This window comes from Pseudomonas extremorientalis, assembly GCF_001870465.1.
Classification (GTDB): Bacteria; Pseudomonadota; Gammaproteobacteria; order Pseudomonadales; family Pseudomonadaceae; genus Aquipseudomonas; species Aquipseudomonas extremorientalis.
In genome coordinates this window covers 1-14268 of sequence record NZ_MDGK01000041.1, presented here as the reverse complement: position 1 = coordinate 14268, position 14268 = coordinate 1, and the positions used below count along the sequence as shown (strand labels likewise).

Annotated in this window: 14 protein-coding genes; 5 read left to right on the top strand and 9 right to left on the bottom strand. The window is 62.6% G+C overall.

The window, feature by feature from the left end; all coding sequences use genetic code 11:
* Nucleotides 1–30 precede the first annotated feature (30 nt).
* Complete coding sequence (locus tag BFN10_RS16565; protein WP_071490572.1) at nucleotides 31–630, top strand: NAD(P)H-dependent oxidoreductase; 600 nt, start codon at nucleotides 31–33, stop codon at nucleotides 628–630.
* Nucleotide 631: 1 nt separating this feature from the next.
* On the opposite strand, the gene BFN10_RS16560 is transcribed toward BFN10_RS16565, so the two are convergent.
* Entirely contained in the window at nucleotides 632–1021 is a 390-nt protein-coding gene (locus BFN10_RS16560; RefSeq protein WP_071490571.1) for a hypothetical protein, read from the bottom strand.
* A gap of 32 nt (nucleotides 1022–1053) precedes the next feature.
* The gene (locus BFN10_RS16555; RefSeq protein ID WP_071490570.1) at nucleotides 1054–2310 is read right to left on the bottom strand and encodes a 3-phosphoshikimate 1-carboxyvinyltransferase; all 1257 of its coding nucleotides are present in this window, start codon (nucleotides 2308–2310) and stop codon (nucleotides 1054–1056) included.
* Between the two features lie 332 nt (nucleotides 2311–2642).
* Here BFN10_RS16555 and BFN10_RS16550 point away from each other — a divergent pair, with 332 nt between their 5' ends.
* Nucleotides 2643–3272, top strand: coding sequence for a lytic polysaccharide monooxygenase auxiliary activity family 9 protein (locus BFN10_RS16550; RefSeq protein ID WP_071490569.1), 630 nt, complete (start codon nucleotides 2643–2645; stop codon nucleotides 3270–3272).
* Between the two features lie 7 nt (nucleotides 3273–3279).
* Here the strand turns inward: BFN10_RS16550 and BFN10_RS16545 are convergent, their stop codons facing one another.
* Together BFN10_RS16545 and BFN10_RS16540 are read right to left on the bottom strand one after the other, a co-directional pair.
* Nucleotides 3280–3834, bottom strand: a complete 555-nt coding sequence (locus tag BFN10_RS16545) for a UPF0149 family protein (RefSeq protein WP_071490568.1) — start codon at nucleotides 3832–3834, stop codon at nucleotides 3280–3282.
* Nucleotides 3835–3896: 62 nt separating this feature from the next.
* Nucleotides 3897–5165 (bottom strand): chloride channel protein, encoded by a 1269-nt coding sequence (locus BFN10_RS16540; RefSeq protein WP_071490567.1) that lies wholly within the window; start codon nucleotides 5163–5165, stop codon nucleotides 3897–3899.
* Between the two features lie 192 nt (nucleotides 5166–5357).
* Here BFN10_RS16540 and BFN10_RS16535 point away from each other — a divergent pair, with 192 nt between their 5' ends.
* Together BFN10_RS16535 and nudC are read left to right on the top strand one after the other, a co-directional pair.
* On the top strand, nucleotides 5358–6170 hold the full coding sequence (locus BFN10_RS16535; RefSeq protein ID WP_058427606.1) for a crotonase/enoyl-CoA hydratase family protein: 813 nt from the start codon (nucleotides 5358–5360) through the stop codon (nucleotides 6168–6170).
* Nucleotides 6171–6175: 5 nt separating this feature from the next.
* Nucleotides 6176–7009, top strand: coding sequence for an NAD(+) diphosphatase (gene nudC / locus BFN10_RS16530; protein WP_071490566.1), 834 nt, complete (start codon nucleotides 6176–6178; stop codon nucleotides 7007–7009).
* Here the strand turns inward: nudC and BFN10_RS16525 are convergent.
* The 3 genes from BFN10_RS16525 to BFN10_RS16515 all read right to left on the bottom strand — a co-directional run bounded on the left by BFN10_RS16525 (nucleotide 6977) and on the right by BFN10_RS16515 (nucleotide 9719).
* Nucleotides 6977–7756, bottom strand: a complete 780-nt coding sequence (locus BFN10_RS16525) for a TSUP family transporter (protein WP_071490565.1) — start codon at nucleotides 7754–7756, stop codon at nucleotides 6977–6979. The two genes, nudC and BFN10_RS16525, sit on opposite strands and share 33 nt — an antisense overlap.
* A gap of 179 nt (nucleotides 7757–7935) precedes the next feature.
* Nucleotides 7936–8655, bottom strand: a complete 720-nt coding sequence (pcsA, locus tag BFN10_RS16520) for a phosphatidylcholine synthase (protein WP_058427603.1) — start codon at nucleotides 8653–8655, stop codon at nucleotides 7936–7938.
* Between the two features lie 149 nt (nucleotides 8656–8804).
* Complete coding sequence (locus BFN10_RS16515) at nucleotides 8805–9719, bottom strand: class I SAM-dependent methyltransferase (RefSeq protein WP_071490564.1); 915 nt, start codon at nucleotides 9717–9719, stop codon at nucleotides 8805–8807.
* A gap of 191 nt (nucleotides 9720–9910) precedes the next feature.
* Here BFN10_RS16515 and mdeB point away from each other — a divergent pair, with 191 nt between their 5' ends.
* Nucleotides 9911–12577 (top strand): alpha-ketoglutarate dehydrogenase, encoded by a 2667-nt coding sequence (gene mdeB, locus BFN10_RS16510; RefSeq protein ID WP_071490563.1) that lies wholly within the window; start codon nucleotides 9911–9913, stop codon nucleotides 12575–12577.
* Between the two features lies 1 nt (nucleotide 12578).
* Here the strand turns inward: mdeB and BFN10_RS16505 are convergent, their stop codons facing one another.
* Nucleotides 12579–13067 (bottom strand): DUF1289 domain-containing protein, encoded by a 489-nt coding sequence (locus BFN10_RS16505; protein WP_071490562.1) that lies wholly within the window; start codon nucleotides 13065–13067, stop codon nucleotides 12579–12581.
* A 136-nt stretch (nucleotides 13068–13203) separates the two neighbouring features.
* Nucleotides 13204–14268 (bottom strand): ribonucleotide-diphosphate reductase subunit beta (locus tag BFN10_RS16500; RefSeq protein WP_071489516.1); only part of this gene is annotated, 1065 nt, incomplete at its 5' end.

Below are 14268 nucleotides of genomic sequence, written 5' to 3'. Positions count from 1 at the left end.
CCCAGCCTAACCCTGAAGGGGAGTTTTGTCATGCATGCGTTGATTGTTGTTGCCCATCACGACCCGCAATCCCTCACCCACAGCGTCGCCGCGCAGGTGGCCGTCGGTCTCGGCGCATCCGGCCACACGTTCGAGATCGCCGACCTTGCCGCCGAAGGGTTTGACCCACGCTACAACGCCGCCGACCATGCGGTACACCGCAGCCGCGCCACGCCCCCGGCCGACGTGCTGGCCGAACAGGCCCGTCTCGACCGCGCCGACGCCCTGGTGCTGGCGTTCCCGATCTATTGGTGGTCGCTGCCGGGCTTGCTCAAGGGCTGGATCGACCGTGTATTCGTCAACGGCTGGGCCATCGAGTACGGCCCGGATACCCCGATGGTGAAAAAACTGCGGCACCTGCAGGTCCACCTGCTGGCCCTGGGCGCGGCGGATGGCGATGCCTTTGATCGGCATGGCTATGCCAAGGCGATGCGCACGCAGATCGACTACGGGATTTTTGATTACTGTGGCGCGCAGGTGGTGACGTCCGAATTGTTGCTGGAGTCGGAAAGCGGTGGGGCGCAGGCGCATCTGGACAAGGCCAGGGCCGTTGGCCGGGGAGTGTTTGAAACCGAGGCGGTTGCCGGTTGATTCAAGCGTCGCGAAACAAATCGTGGGCATCCAGCAGGCGGTAGGCGATTTCCGGGCGTTTTTCCATGCCTCGGCGGATCGCGGCCGGGATAGATTGGCGGGTCTTGCGACACATCCCTGGCAAATCGTCGATGACGATCTGGATCCCGCGCATGCTCTTGACCTCGGTATGGCCAGGGGCAATATGCACGCGGATGCCCAGTTGCTGGTACATCAGCTGTTGCATGCGCTCCAGGTCCTGCAGGCTCTTGAGGTCTTCAAGCCGGTCGAGCAGTTTCTTCTCTTCCTGGCGCGTGAGGCGGAGGATGCGCTGGTCGGCACCCGGCGTCTGCAACAGTTGTTCGCGGTCGCAGACGCAGGCGCCGGGTGGGCAGGGTTGGCGAATGGTCATGTGCAGAGCCTCCCCATTCCGACGCTGACGCTTTAATAGCTCAGTTGGACGCCAAGGCTGCCCAGGGCCTTCCAGTACTCAGGATAGGTCTTGGCCACGCAATCCGGGTCCTGGATGCGAATACCCGAAACCTTCAGCCCGGCCAGGGCAAAGCACATGGCGATGCGGTGGTCGGCGTGGGTGTCGATCAGCGCGTTGCACGAGGTGCCGGCCAATGCGGGGTCGCTGGCTACCAGCAGATCGTCGCCTTCGATGGTCGCCAGGCCCGGGCGGATTGCATTGAGGCCGTCATGCAGTGCCTGCACACGGTCGCACTCCTTGACCCGCAGGTTGGCCAACTCGGTGAAACGCACCGGCGTGTTGTTGAACGCCGCGAGCACCGCCAGGGTCGGGATGGCGTCCTGCATCTGCGAGCCGACCACCGTGGCTTGCATGTGCGGGAACTGCGCGATCACGGCCTGGGCCTTGGCGTCCGGTTGGGTGAAATCCTGCGCGGCCACGCCGATGTCGATGCCCCCCCCGGTCAACACTTCAGCGGCCCACAGGTAAGTGGCGGCGGAGGCGTCGGGTTCGATCAGGTAGTCGTGGGCGATGTAGCCGGTCGGGGCCACGCGCCAGGTGGTGTCATCAACGGCTTCAACCTGGGCACCGAAGGCGCGCATGCAGTCCAGGGTCAGGTCGACATAGCCACGGGCACCGATGTCCTTGCCGGTCAGCGCCACTTCAATCGGCGCTTCGCCGCAGGCCGCGAGCATCAGCAGCGCCGACACGTACTGGCTGGACAGGCCGCCATCGATCTCGAAGCGCTTGGCCTTGATCTTGCCCACGCCATGCACGGTGACCGGCGGGCAACCGGTCGGGCTGTCGACCTGGATGCCGTTCTGGCCGAGGGTCGCCAGCAACGGGCCGATCGGGCGTTTTTGCATGTAGTCGTCGCCGGTCAGCACCACGGTGCCTTCGACCGTGGCCACCGCAGCCGTGAGAAAGCGCATGGCGGTGCCGGCGTTGCCAAGGAACAGCGGTTGCGGCGGCAGGTGCAGTTTGCCGTTGCCGGTGACGACGAAGGTGGTGTCGTCCGGCTCATCGATGGTCACGCCCATTTGGCGCAGGGCCACCGACATATGGCGGGTATCGTCGCTCTTGAGCGCGCCGCTGAGACGGCTGGTGCCCTTGGCCAGGGCCGCCAGCAACAGGGCGCGGTTGGTAATGGATTTGGAGCCGGGGGGCGCGACCTTGCCATTGAGGGGGAAATTGGGCGGTGTAACGGTCACGGTTTTCTGCGAACTCAAGGGACAGGGCTCCTGATCAAGGCAAGGTGGCACGGAGTGGCCGACGGGCGGACTCGAATAATCGGGCATAGGTACAGTACTTGTCGAGCAGGGAACGCCGCCGGCCGGCATTTTCCGCAGGGTTGTCGATTATCGGGACGCGCTGTAGGTGGATTGCCCTTGGCAGGGTAGGCGTGCGCCCCAACAGGGGGCAGGACAAGCGCGTCCGATCAATGAAATGCAGGAGTTGTGTAACTTTTCATACGCGGCGCCTCGATGGACAAGCCGGGGCGATAGGGTAAGTTCAAAGCGCGTCCCATCCCCGGGGCGTTTTCAATCAAGGAGTGACTGAAATGAACAAACCCCAGACTCAACTCAGACATGGCCGCGTCTTGACCCCGGCCAGCCGTGGCTCGGTGGCTGTTGAACGCGGGCTGCTGGGCAACTGGCAAGTCAACGAAATGGAAGGCGGCAAGAACTTCCCGGCGCTGACTGCCGGGCCGTTCCCCGCACCCTATCAAACCGACGACCAGAGTGTGACGCCGCCGGCCGATGGGCATATCTTGAGCGGCGGCAAAACCGACGAGCGCGATTGCATCAACTTCACCGATGAGGAGATGAGCAAAAAGCTCAACACGCCGTTTACCTGGCCACTGCTGAATGTGGAGGCCGGACAAGTCTTCAAGGTGCAGTGGGAATACACCGCCGCCCACGTTACCCGTGGTTACCGCTGGTTCATCACCAGGGATGGCTGGGACCCGAAACAGCGCATCAGTCGCGCTCAATTGGACACCCAGCCGTTCTTCGAGGATTTCTACACCCAGGTGCCGTACTACCAGCATGCCGATGAACTGAAAGCCAAGGTCGAGCATCAGGTGACATTGCCCAAGGGTAAGCAAGGCCGACATGTGGTGGTGCTGATGTGGATCGTGGCCAACACGGGCAACGCGTTCTACCAGGCGTTTGACCTGGACTTCAAATAAAGTCCGGTCAACGCTTGCTCAACCAGTAATCATGTAGCGCCCGCGCAGCCGGTTCGATTTCGCTGACCCGCTGTTGATGGGCGTCTACATCCAGGTCGGCCGGCAATTCGAAGTTGTCCTGTTCGGCGCACCAGGAAATCTTCTCCAACTGCGCGGCCTGCTCGGCGGGCAATTCCGGCCAGTTACCGATGGCGGCGCCACGGATGTAGCCAAAGCACCATTCCTCGGCGAGGGTCACGGTATGGCCCTGGTGTTCGGTATCGTCGAAGCGCGCCTTGAAACCCGTGGCGTCAGTGGCCAGTTGCCCGGCCAGGGTGTTGATATGGCGTACGCACAGTTCGAGGAAGCTTTGCGCTTCATCCATGTTGTCCCATTCCGGGTTCTGGCCGCCCCAGATCGCCGGGAACCACTCGGCCACATCCACCTGGGCCGGGCTGGACACCAGTGCGGTGAAGTAGCCGTCGAGTTCGGCCAGGTTCAGCACCGAATGGTCATCGCCGTACTTGAGCAGGGTGTCTTCGATGAACTCGAATTCGGCGGCGGTGAGGGGTTGGGCGTGCATGGGCATATCCTTTAAACGTCGAGCGCCGCTGTCGGGGCGGCCTAAAGCGCGAAGGATGGCGCTTAGTCAGGCTTTTTTCCAGCAGTTTCCATGCGTTGGCACAGCTTGCCCACGCACACCGCGCCGACCACTGAGAGGATGATCGGCACCAGGAAGTCATGGTCGATGCGGGTGAATTCCGCCACCAGCACAATCGCGGTCAGGGGCATGTTCATGCTGGCGGCGAGGAACGCCGCTGCGCCGATGATTGCAAACGCTCCGAGGGGCACACCCGGCCACACCAGGCTCCAGGCGCCGCCGAGGATGATCGCCAGTAACGCGCCATTCGCCAGGCCGGGGGTGAGCAGGCCGCCTTCGGCCCCGGCGCGCAGGCTGCTGGTGGTGATCAGCACCTTGACCACCAGCAACAGTGCGGCCAGGCCGATGCTCAGCTCATTGTCGAAACCCAGTTGCGCCGGGCCTTTGCCGTTGCCGAGAATCTGCGGCAGCAACATTGCCAGTCCGCCGATGACGCTGAAGTTGATCAACGCCAATACCGGCAGGCGCCAGCCTCTGGCGGCGTTCGCCCGCGCAGCGCCGGTGAGACGGTTGAAACCATAGGCGGCCAATCCAAACACCGGCCCACACACCACGGCCCAGGCGATCAGCACCGGGCTCAGCACAAAATGCGGCACGACGTATTGCGACTCCGCCCCCAGCCCGATCCACGCCACCGCTGCACCAATCGCCGAAGTTGCCAGCGCAATCAGCGCCGCTGGCCAACTGAATGCGCCCACCAGTACTTCCAGTACAAACACCGCGCCGCCCAGCGGCACGTTGTACACCGCCGCCAGCCCGGCCCCCGCGCCGCCAGCCACGATCAGGCGGTGCATGGGCGGTTCGAGCCGGGCGTGTCGGGACAGCCAGGTGGCGGCCAGTGCACCGACCTCACGGGGCGCCACTTCACGCCCCAGCGGCGAGCCGAGAGCCACGGTGATGATCTGCAACAGCGCGTGGGCGAGGGTGGTTTTGGGCGGCATGATCGGCATCTGTTCCGACACCGCCCGCTTGATGCTCACCAGCGGGCGGCCGTAGCGATAGAGCGTCCACCAGCCCAACCCGGCAACCAGGCCGCATACCACCAGCACCCGCAAACGGCGCTCCGGCGCGGCGGCGGTCACGCCCCACAGAAAGGTTTCGTGGCTGACCAGGCTGTCGAGACTGTACCCGTACGCCAGGTGCTGAATACCGTGCAGCAGCAGGGCCAGGAGCATCCCGCCCAGGCCCGCGCCAACGCCGGTCAACACGACCACCAAGGCAAGAATCAGCGACGAACGCAACGTGGACGGCATAGACGGCTCCAGGCAAGGGCCCTGATTGTATAGCCGATAAGCCGGGCCTCCGGGATCAAATGTATCGGTACTGCCTGAACCTTGCGCCCACAACATTCCATTACGTTTGCCCGTCCCGTTTTTGGCCGATGTGCCGTCACACACACTTGTTATAGTTCGGGCCTTATCACTCGCCAGTCAGGGATCACTGCCATGTCCGAATACCAAGCTTTCGTCGTCGAACTCACCGGCAACGTTGCCCATGTGCAGATCAACCGCCCGGAAAAGATCAACGCGATGAACGCCGCGTTCTGGACCGAAATCATCGACATCTTCCAGTGGGTGGAAGACACCGACGCCGTGCGCGCCGTGGTGCTCAGCGGCGCCGGCAAGCATTTCTCCTCTGGCATCGACCTGATGATGCTGGCCTCGGTCGCCAATGACTTTGGCAAGGACGTCGGTCGCAACGCCCGCCTGCTGCGGCGCAAGATCCTCGAACTGCAAGCCTCGTTCAATGCCGTCGACAACTGCCGCAAGCCGGTGCTGGCGGCGATCCAGGGTTACTGCATCGGCGGCGCCATCGACCTGATCAGCGCTTGTGACATGCGCTACGCCGCCGAAGGCGCCCAATTCTCGATCAAGGAAATCGACATCGGCATGGCCGCCGACGTCGGCACCCTGCAGCGTCTGCCGCGCATCATCGGCGACGGCATGCTGCGCGAGCTGGCCTACACCGGTCGCCAGTTCGGCGCCGAGGAGGCGCGCAGCATCGGCCTGGTCAATCGCGTCTACGCCGATCAGGACAGCCTGTTGGCCGGCGTGATGGAGATTGCCCATGAAATCGCCGCCAAATCGCCGATTGCGGTCACCGGCACCAAGGCCATGATCAGCTACATGCGTGACCATACAGTCAATGACGGCCTGGAATACGTTGCCACCTGGAACTCGGCTATGTTGCAATCCAACGACCTGCGCGTGGCCATCGCGGCCCATATGAGCAAGCAGAAACCCGAATTCGTGGATTGACTGACATGACCCCAGGCTGGATTACCACAACGCTGCTGGACAACGACGCCCCTGGCGGCTGGGCCGTCGCCCGCAGCCGCGACGGCTTTTTGCACGACACCAATGGCCCGCTGTTCCCGAGGGAATGGCTCAAGCGCCAGGACCTGTCGGTGTTCGCCGAGCATGGCATCGGCCACCTCGATGGCGAGCCGGTGTACCTGCTGGAACTCGACTCGGCGGCTGAAGTGCCGGGCTGCAGTTGGCAGGGCCTGCGCGGCTTCATGCTGCAAGGCGATCACACCTTGTACAAAGTGCTGGGCTATGCGGCGCAGATCGGTACTTGGGCACGGGAGCACCGGTTCTGTGGCAGTTGCGGCCAGGCCATGGTCCAGGTGCCACGGGAACGCGCGATGTACTGCCAGGCCTGCGACCTGCGTAGCTACCCGCGGATTTCGCCGAGCATGATCGTGCTGGTGACCCGTGGCGACGAGATCCTGCTGGCGCGTTCGCCACGCTTTGTCACGGGGGTCTACAGCACCCTGGCGGGGTTTGCCGAGCCGGGTGAGTCGGCCGAAGACTGCCTGGTCCGCGAGGTCCGCGAAGAGGTGCAGGTGGAGGTCAAGAACATCCAGTACATGGGCAGCCAGTGCTGGCCGTTCCCGCACTCGATGATGCTGGGCTTCCATGCCGAATACGCCGGTGGCGACATCGTGCCCCAGGCCGATGAGATCGAGGACGCGCAGTGGTTCAACATCCATGACCTGCCGCCATTGCCGGCGTCACGCTCGATTGCGCGTTACCTGATCGACCTGTACCTGGCCCGACGACTAGGCCACGCTGAACCAGTGTTGCCAGGCTAGGCGCACTGTCAGGCCGAGGACCACGGTGATAAACACCGGGCGAATGAATTTGGCGCCGCCGCTGATCGCGCTGCGTGCGCCAAAGAACGCGCCACACATCACCGAAACGCCCATGGCCAGGCCGACGATCCAGTCCACCGAACCATTGACGATGAACACCGTCAGCGCCGCTGCGTTGCTGACGAAGTTCATGCTGCGCGCCACGCCGCTGGCCTTGACCAGGTCGATGGGGTGCAACAGCATCGTGCTCACCGTCCAGAACGCCCCGGTGCCCGGGCCCGCCACGCCATCGTAGAAGCCCAGGCCGAAGCCCTGGGTGGCTTGCCATTTCTTCTTGATCGGCGCGTCGGCATCCAGCGGCGCCTTGGGCGTGCCGCCGAACAGCAGGTACACACCACAGGCGAACACAATCACTGGCAGCATCTTGTTCAGGGTTTCGGCCGGCAAGTAATGGGCGACCACGGCGCCGGTTAGTGCGCCGATCAGCGTACCGACGATGGCGTGCACCCACTGGCGCGGGTGGAACAGTTTGCGGCGATAGAAGGTGAAACTGGCGGTGGCCGAGCCGAAGGTGGAACTGAGCTTGTTGGTGCCCAATACCAAATGCGGTGGCATGCCGGCGGTGAGCAGGGCGGGTGTGGTCAGCAGGCCGCCGCCACCGGCAATGGCGTCGATAAAACCGGCGATGAAGGCAACCACCGCCAGGATGGCGAGGGTGGTGAGGTCTACGCTGAGTTCGAAGGGCATGGGCAGGGCTTATTCTTGGCAGGGCGCTATGCGAAAGGCCGCCATCTTACTCGCGGGGAGTCTGCAAATCCAAATGTGGGAGGGGGCTTGCCCCCGATTGCGGTGTTCCAGCTAACCCATCTGTAGCTGATCCACCGCTATCGGGGGCAAGCCCCCTCCCACATTGTTACTGCGTCGACTTACGATCGATGTGTTTCGATCCACTCCAACGCCGTGCGCCAGATACAAATCCCGAGGAAATACGCCGACATCACCGACCACAACCCAAACGTCCACGGGTTGGTATTCGGGTAATCCACCACCATCAAGAAGCTGCACAGCAACCAGATCGTGGTCACCGCGATATTGATCGGCATGAACCGTTTCACCCGGAACGGGTGCAGGAACTTCATCGGCGTCACGGTCAGCAGGGCCAGGCCAATCACGGTGAGCAAGGTGACCCAGGCTTCCGGCTGGATGATATACACGCACAGCGCCACCACGTTCCAGGCGGCGGGGAAGCCGACGAAGTAGTTGTCCTTGCTCTTCATGTTGACGTTGCAGAAGCAGAACAACGACGACACCAGGATCACCGACACCGTGAACAGGTGGGTAAAGTCCGGCAGGTCGATATAGCGGTAGATAAACAATGCGGGAATGAACACATAGGTGAGGTAATCGATCACCAGGTCCAGCACCGAGCCGTCAAAGCTTGGCAATACCGTGCTGACATTCACCCGGCGCGCGAGCGAGCCATCGACCCCGTCCACCACCAATGCCAGGCCAAGCCACAGCAGGCAGGCCTTCGGCGAGTTTTCCAGCAGCGCCAGGGTGGCCAGGAAGGCCAATACCACACCGGTGGCGGTAAAGCCGTGGGCGCCCCAGGCTTTGAGTCTGGCTACATGCAGGGTCGATATCACGGGCGGTTCTCCAAAAGGTGAAACGGGGCAGCCGACAACGTGACGCCGTCGAGTCTGGCCGGGGAATGCAGGTATCGACCGGGAAGGGGGTAAGAAGGTTCACCACCCCGGTGTATCACTTAGCGTAGCAAGCGTAAGACATTTCGGCATCAACCCTGGCGGAACACCAGTGCCTTCAAGCCACTTTGCGGGTCGATATCCGGAAACTCCGGCGGGTTTGCCAGGCGCTCCACAAAGCGCAGGCCCGGCGCTTCGCGGGTCACGCCGTCGATCAGGAAGTCTTCGCCGAAGGCCGGGTCGTTCATGCAGGCCAGCACCGTGCCCTGTGGCGTGAGTAAATCCGGCAGCCGGCGCAGCACGCGTTGGTAGTCCTTGGTCAGCAGAAAGCTGCCTTTCTGGAACGAGGGCGGGTCGATGATCACCAGGTCGTAGGGGCCGCCGTTGGTAACCTTGGCCCAGGACTTGAACAGGTCATGGCCCAGGAAACTCACCTTGCTCAGGTCATGACCGTTGAGACGATGGTTGTCGCGGCCACGGCTCAAGGCGCCGCGGGCCATGTCCAGGTTCACCACATGCTCGGCGCCGCCTTCGATGGCCGCCACGGAAAACCCGCAGGTGTAGGCAAACAGGTTGAGCACACGCATGCCCCTGGCCTGTTCGCGCACCCAGTTGCGGCCATGACGCATGTCGAGGAACAGCCCGCTATTCTGTTTCTTGCCCAGGTCGATCAGGTAGCGCAGGCCGCCTTCGACGATGATCTGCTCTTCGACGGGCTCGCCTACCAGCCATTCGGTGGTGCTTTGCGGCAGGTAGCGGTGTTGCAGGGCCACGGTATAACGGCCGAACTGGCCGTGCAGCAGCTGTTTCAGGGCGTCCAGTTGTGCCGCGTCGGGCTCCTTGAACAACGACACCAGCAATACGCCTTGCAACCAGTCCACCGTCAGTTGCTCCAGGCCCGGCCAGCAACGACCACGGCCGTGGAACAGGCGGCGGGTTTCGCTCGGCGGAGTCTGCAGGGCAGCGAGCAAATGAGCGTGCAGGGTGGCGAGTGCTTCTGGGTTCATCGTTAAACGTCATTGATTGAGCGGGCGGCATTTTAAACACAGTTGCAGGGTTGCGGGTGGCTTGAGCACAACGTGCTGCAAAAAAGTGAGTTGGCAGTGATTCATGCTCAATATGCTGAAATCAGCGCTTGAGAACAGGCAAAAAATCCTTCGGTGCCGACATAAACTGGAAAAAAAGCCTGGAGGTGCCCATGAACGGTTTCACGACAGCGGTGATTGACCAGCAAGAGCTGGATGAATGGCGCGACGCCCTTGCCTCACTGGTGGCGAACGCCGGCCCGGCACGGGCGCGCCAGATCCTCGATGTGCTGGCCCAGGATGCCAGTGCCCCGCACATTGACTGGAAACCGCGCCACGGCACGCCCTACATCAATAGCATCAGCGTCGAGCAGCAGCCGGCGTTTCCGGGCGACCTCGCCACCGAAGAACGCCTGGCTTCACTGGTGCGCTGGAACGCCCTGGCCATGGTGGTACGCGCCAACCAGGCCTATGGCGAACTCGGCGGGCATATCGCCAGTTACGCCAGCGCGGCAGACTTGTTCGAGGTGGGTTTCAACCATTTCTTCCGTGCCCGCAGCGACAGCTTTGGCGGCGACCTGGTGTTCTATCAGCCGCATTCCGCGCCCGGCATTTATGCGCGGGCGTTCCTTGAAGGCCGCTTGAGTGAAGCCGACCTGGCCCACTATCGCCAGGAGATCGGCGGGCCCAAGGGGGGCGCACGCGGCCTGTCCAGCTATCCCCACCCCTGGCTGATGCCGGATTTCTGGCAGTTCCCCACCGGTTCCATGGGGATCGGCCCCATCAGTTCGATTTTCCAGGCGCGCTTCATGCGCTACTTGCAGCATCGCGGCTTGCTGGACGCCACTGACCGCCACGTCTGGGGTGTGTTTGGCGACGGCGAGATGGACGAGCCGGAAAGCATGTCCGCCTTGACCCTGGCCGCCCGCGAAGGCCTGGACAACCTCACCTGGGTGGTCAACTGCAACCTGCAACGCCTTGACGGCCCGGTGCGCGGCAACGGGCGCATCATTGATGAACTGGAAGCCTTGTTTGCCGGCGCCGGTTGGAACGTGATCAAACTGGTGTGGGGCTCGGACTGGGATGCGTTGTTGGCCAAGGATGCCGACGGTTCGCTGGTCAACACCTTGTCCAGTACGGTTGACGGCCAATTCCAGACCTTTGCCGCCAAGGACGGCGCCTACAACCGCGAACACTTCTTTGGCCAGAGTGAATCCCTGGCCCGGCTGGTCGAGGGCCTGAGCGACGAACAGATCGACCGCCTCAAGCGTGGCGGCCACGACATGGTCAAGATTCACGCGGCCTACCACGCGGCGCGGCGGGTCAAGGGTAGGCCCACGGTGATCCTGGCCCAGACCAAAAAGGGCTTCGGCATGGGCGAAGCCGGGCAGGGCAAGATGACCACCCACCAGCAGAAGAAACTCGACCGCGATGCGCTGATCGCCTTCCGCAATCGCTTCCAGTTGCCGCTGACCGATGAGCAGACCGAGTCCCTGAGCTTCTTCAAACCGGCAGACGACAGCGTCGAACTGCGCTACCTGCACCAGCGGCGCAATGCGTTGGGCGGCTACGTGCCCAGTCGCAGCCAGGCCGCCGCGCCTGTCGCCGTGCCGGCGGTATCGGGCTACGCCGGTTTTGCCACGGCCGCCGACGGCAAGGAAATGTCCACCACTATGGCATTCGTGCGCATGCTCACCAACCTGCTCAAGGACAAAGCCCTGGGCCCGCGCATCGTGCCCATCGTCGCCGATGAAGCGCGCACCTTCGGCATGGCCAACCTGTTCAAGCAGATCGGCATCTATTCCAGCGTCGGCCAGCGCTACGAGCCGGAAGACATCGGCTCGATCCTCAGCTACCGCGAAGCCACCGATGGGCAGATCCTGGAGGAGGGCATCAGCGAAGCCAGCGCCATCAGCTCCTGGGTTGCGGCGGCCACCAGTTATTCAGTCCACGGCCTGCGCATGTTGCCGTTCTACATCTATTACTCGATGTTCGGCTTCCAGCGCGTCGGCGACCTGATCTGGGCCGCGGCCGACCAGCGCGCCCGTGGCTTCCTGCTCGGCGCCACGGCCGGGCGCACCACCCTCGGTGGCGAAGGCTTGCAGCACCAGGATGGCAGCAGCCACCTCACGGCGGCCACCGTGCCCAACTGCCGCGCCTACGACCCGGCGTTTGCCGGTGAATTCGCGGTGATCCTCGACCACGGTATGCGCCAGATGCTGGAGCACGATGTGGACGAGTTCTACTACGTGACCCTGATGAACGAAAACTACCCGCAGCCGAGCCTCCCGGAAGGCGTGGAAACGGCGATTATCAAGGGCATGTATCGCTTGCAAGGTACGGTCGATGCCAGGGTGCGCCTGTTGGGTTCCGGCACCCTGGTGCGCGAGGCGCAAGCAGCGGCGCAGTTGCTGGCGGAGGATTGGCAGGTGGCGAGCGAGGTGTTCAGCGTGACCAGTTTCAGCGAACTGGCGCGGGAAGCGCGGGAGGTGGAACGCTGGAATCGCTTGCATCCGCAGCAGACGGCGCGTGTCAGCCACTTGGCTGAATGCTTGCCCAAGGGCGCGCCGGTGGTGGCTGTGTCCGACTACGTGCGGGCTGTGCCGCAGATGATCGGTTCGTATCTGGATTCCAGCTACACCGTGCTCGGTACTGACGGATTCGGGCGCAGTGATACACGGGCGGCGTTGCGCGATTTCTTTGAGGTGGATCGCCATCATCTCGTGCTGGCAGCGTTGACGGCGTTGGTGGAGCAGGGGCATCTGCAAGCGCGGGTGTGCCAGGAGGCTATCGAGCGTTACAACGTGCAGACTGAGCGCGGAGCCGCCTGGAACGGCTGAGTTAAAAGCTGGCTATCAGTGGAGGCCCAAAAGCTTCCCTGATAAACCCCGGCGCGATATACCGCTCGTAATGCGCCTCGGACAACAGGAAAAACTCCCGGTCAATCGCATCGCGCAGATCCGCCAGGCTGCGCTCGCGAAACTCCGGCAGCAACCCCAACCCATACGCCTCCAGTCTGGAAATCACTCTAGCCCCCCGCGCAATCAGCTGATACGCCCAGCAATAGGGCGATTGGTGCGGCACAAAGCGGATCTTGCGATTCTCCAGTTGCTGGCGCAGCAGGTGCGCGTCGAACACCTGCAGCTTGCTGGCCATTACCTGCACCAGCAGTTGCTCCAGGCGCAGCCACACCGCCTGTTTTTCCTCGGCGTTGTAGCCGTTCCACTGGATCACTTCGTGGTGATAGCGTTTGCAGCCGCGGCAGACCAGGTCTCCGTAGACGGTGGAGCACAGGCCGACGCAAGGGGTCTTGATGGTTTGATTGGGCATAAGAGGCAATTTGCAAAGATTTATCGCGCACCGCAACCCATGTGGGAGGGGGCTTGCCCCCGATTGCGGTGCATCAGTCACTGAAGCTTGAGCTGAACGAACGTCATCGGGGGCAAGCCCCCTCCCACATGTGGAGTCAGTCCCAGCTCAGCGCGCCGCCAGTCTGGTACTCGATCACACGGGTCTCGAAGAAGTTTTTCTCTTTCTTCAAGTCCATGATCTCGCTCATCCACGGGAATGGGTTGGTGGTACCTGGGTACTCTTCCTTCAACCCAATCTGCGACAGACGACGGTTAGCAATGAACTTGAGGTAATCCTCCATCATCGCCGCGTTCATGCCCAATACACCGCGAGGCATAGTGTCGCGAGCGTATTCGATCTCCAGTTGAGTCCCTTGCAGGATCATCTGGGTCGCTTCTTCCTTCATCTCGGCATCCCACAGGTGTGGGTTTTCGATCTTGATCTGGTTGATCACATCGATACCGAAGTTCAGGTGCATCGACTCGTCACGCAGGATGTACTGGAACTGCTCGGCGACGCCGGTCATTTTGTTGCGACGGCCCATGGACAGGATCTGGGTGAAGCCGCAGTAGAAGAAGATGCCTTCCAGGACGCAGTAGTAGGCGACCAGGTTGCGCAGCAGCTCCTTGTCGGTCTCGACGGTGCCGGTTTCGAACTTCGGATCGGAGATCGAGCGGGTGTACTTCAGGCCCCAGGCGGCCTTTTTGGCGACCGATGGGATCTCGTGGTACATGTTGAAGATCTCGCCTTCATCCATGGCCAGCGATTCGATGCAGTACTGGTAGGCGTGGGTGTGGATCGCTTCTTCGAAGGCCTGGCGCAGGATGTACTGGCGGCACTCCGGGTTGGTGATCAGGCGGTACACGGCCAGCACCAGGTTGTTGGCGACCAGGGAGTCGGCGGTGGAGAAGAAGCCGAGGTTGCGCATGACGATGCGGCGTTCGTCGTCGGTCAGGCCTTCGGGGTTTTTCCACAGGGCGATGTCGGCGGTCATGTTGACCTCTTGCGGCATCCAGTGGTTGGCGCAGCCGTCGAGGTACTTCTGCCAGGCCCAGTCGTACTTGAACGGCACGAGTTGGTTGAGGTCGGCGCGGCAGTTGATCATGCGCTTTTCGTCAACGGCGACGCGGGCGGAGGCGCCTTCGAGTTCGGCGAGGCCTTCGGCGACGTCGAGTTTGTC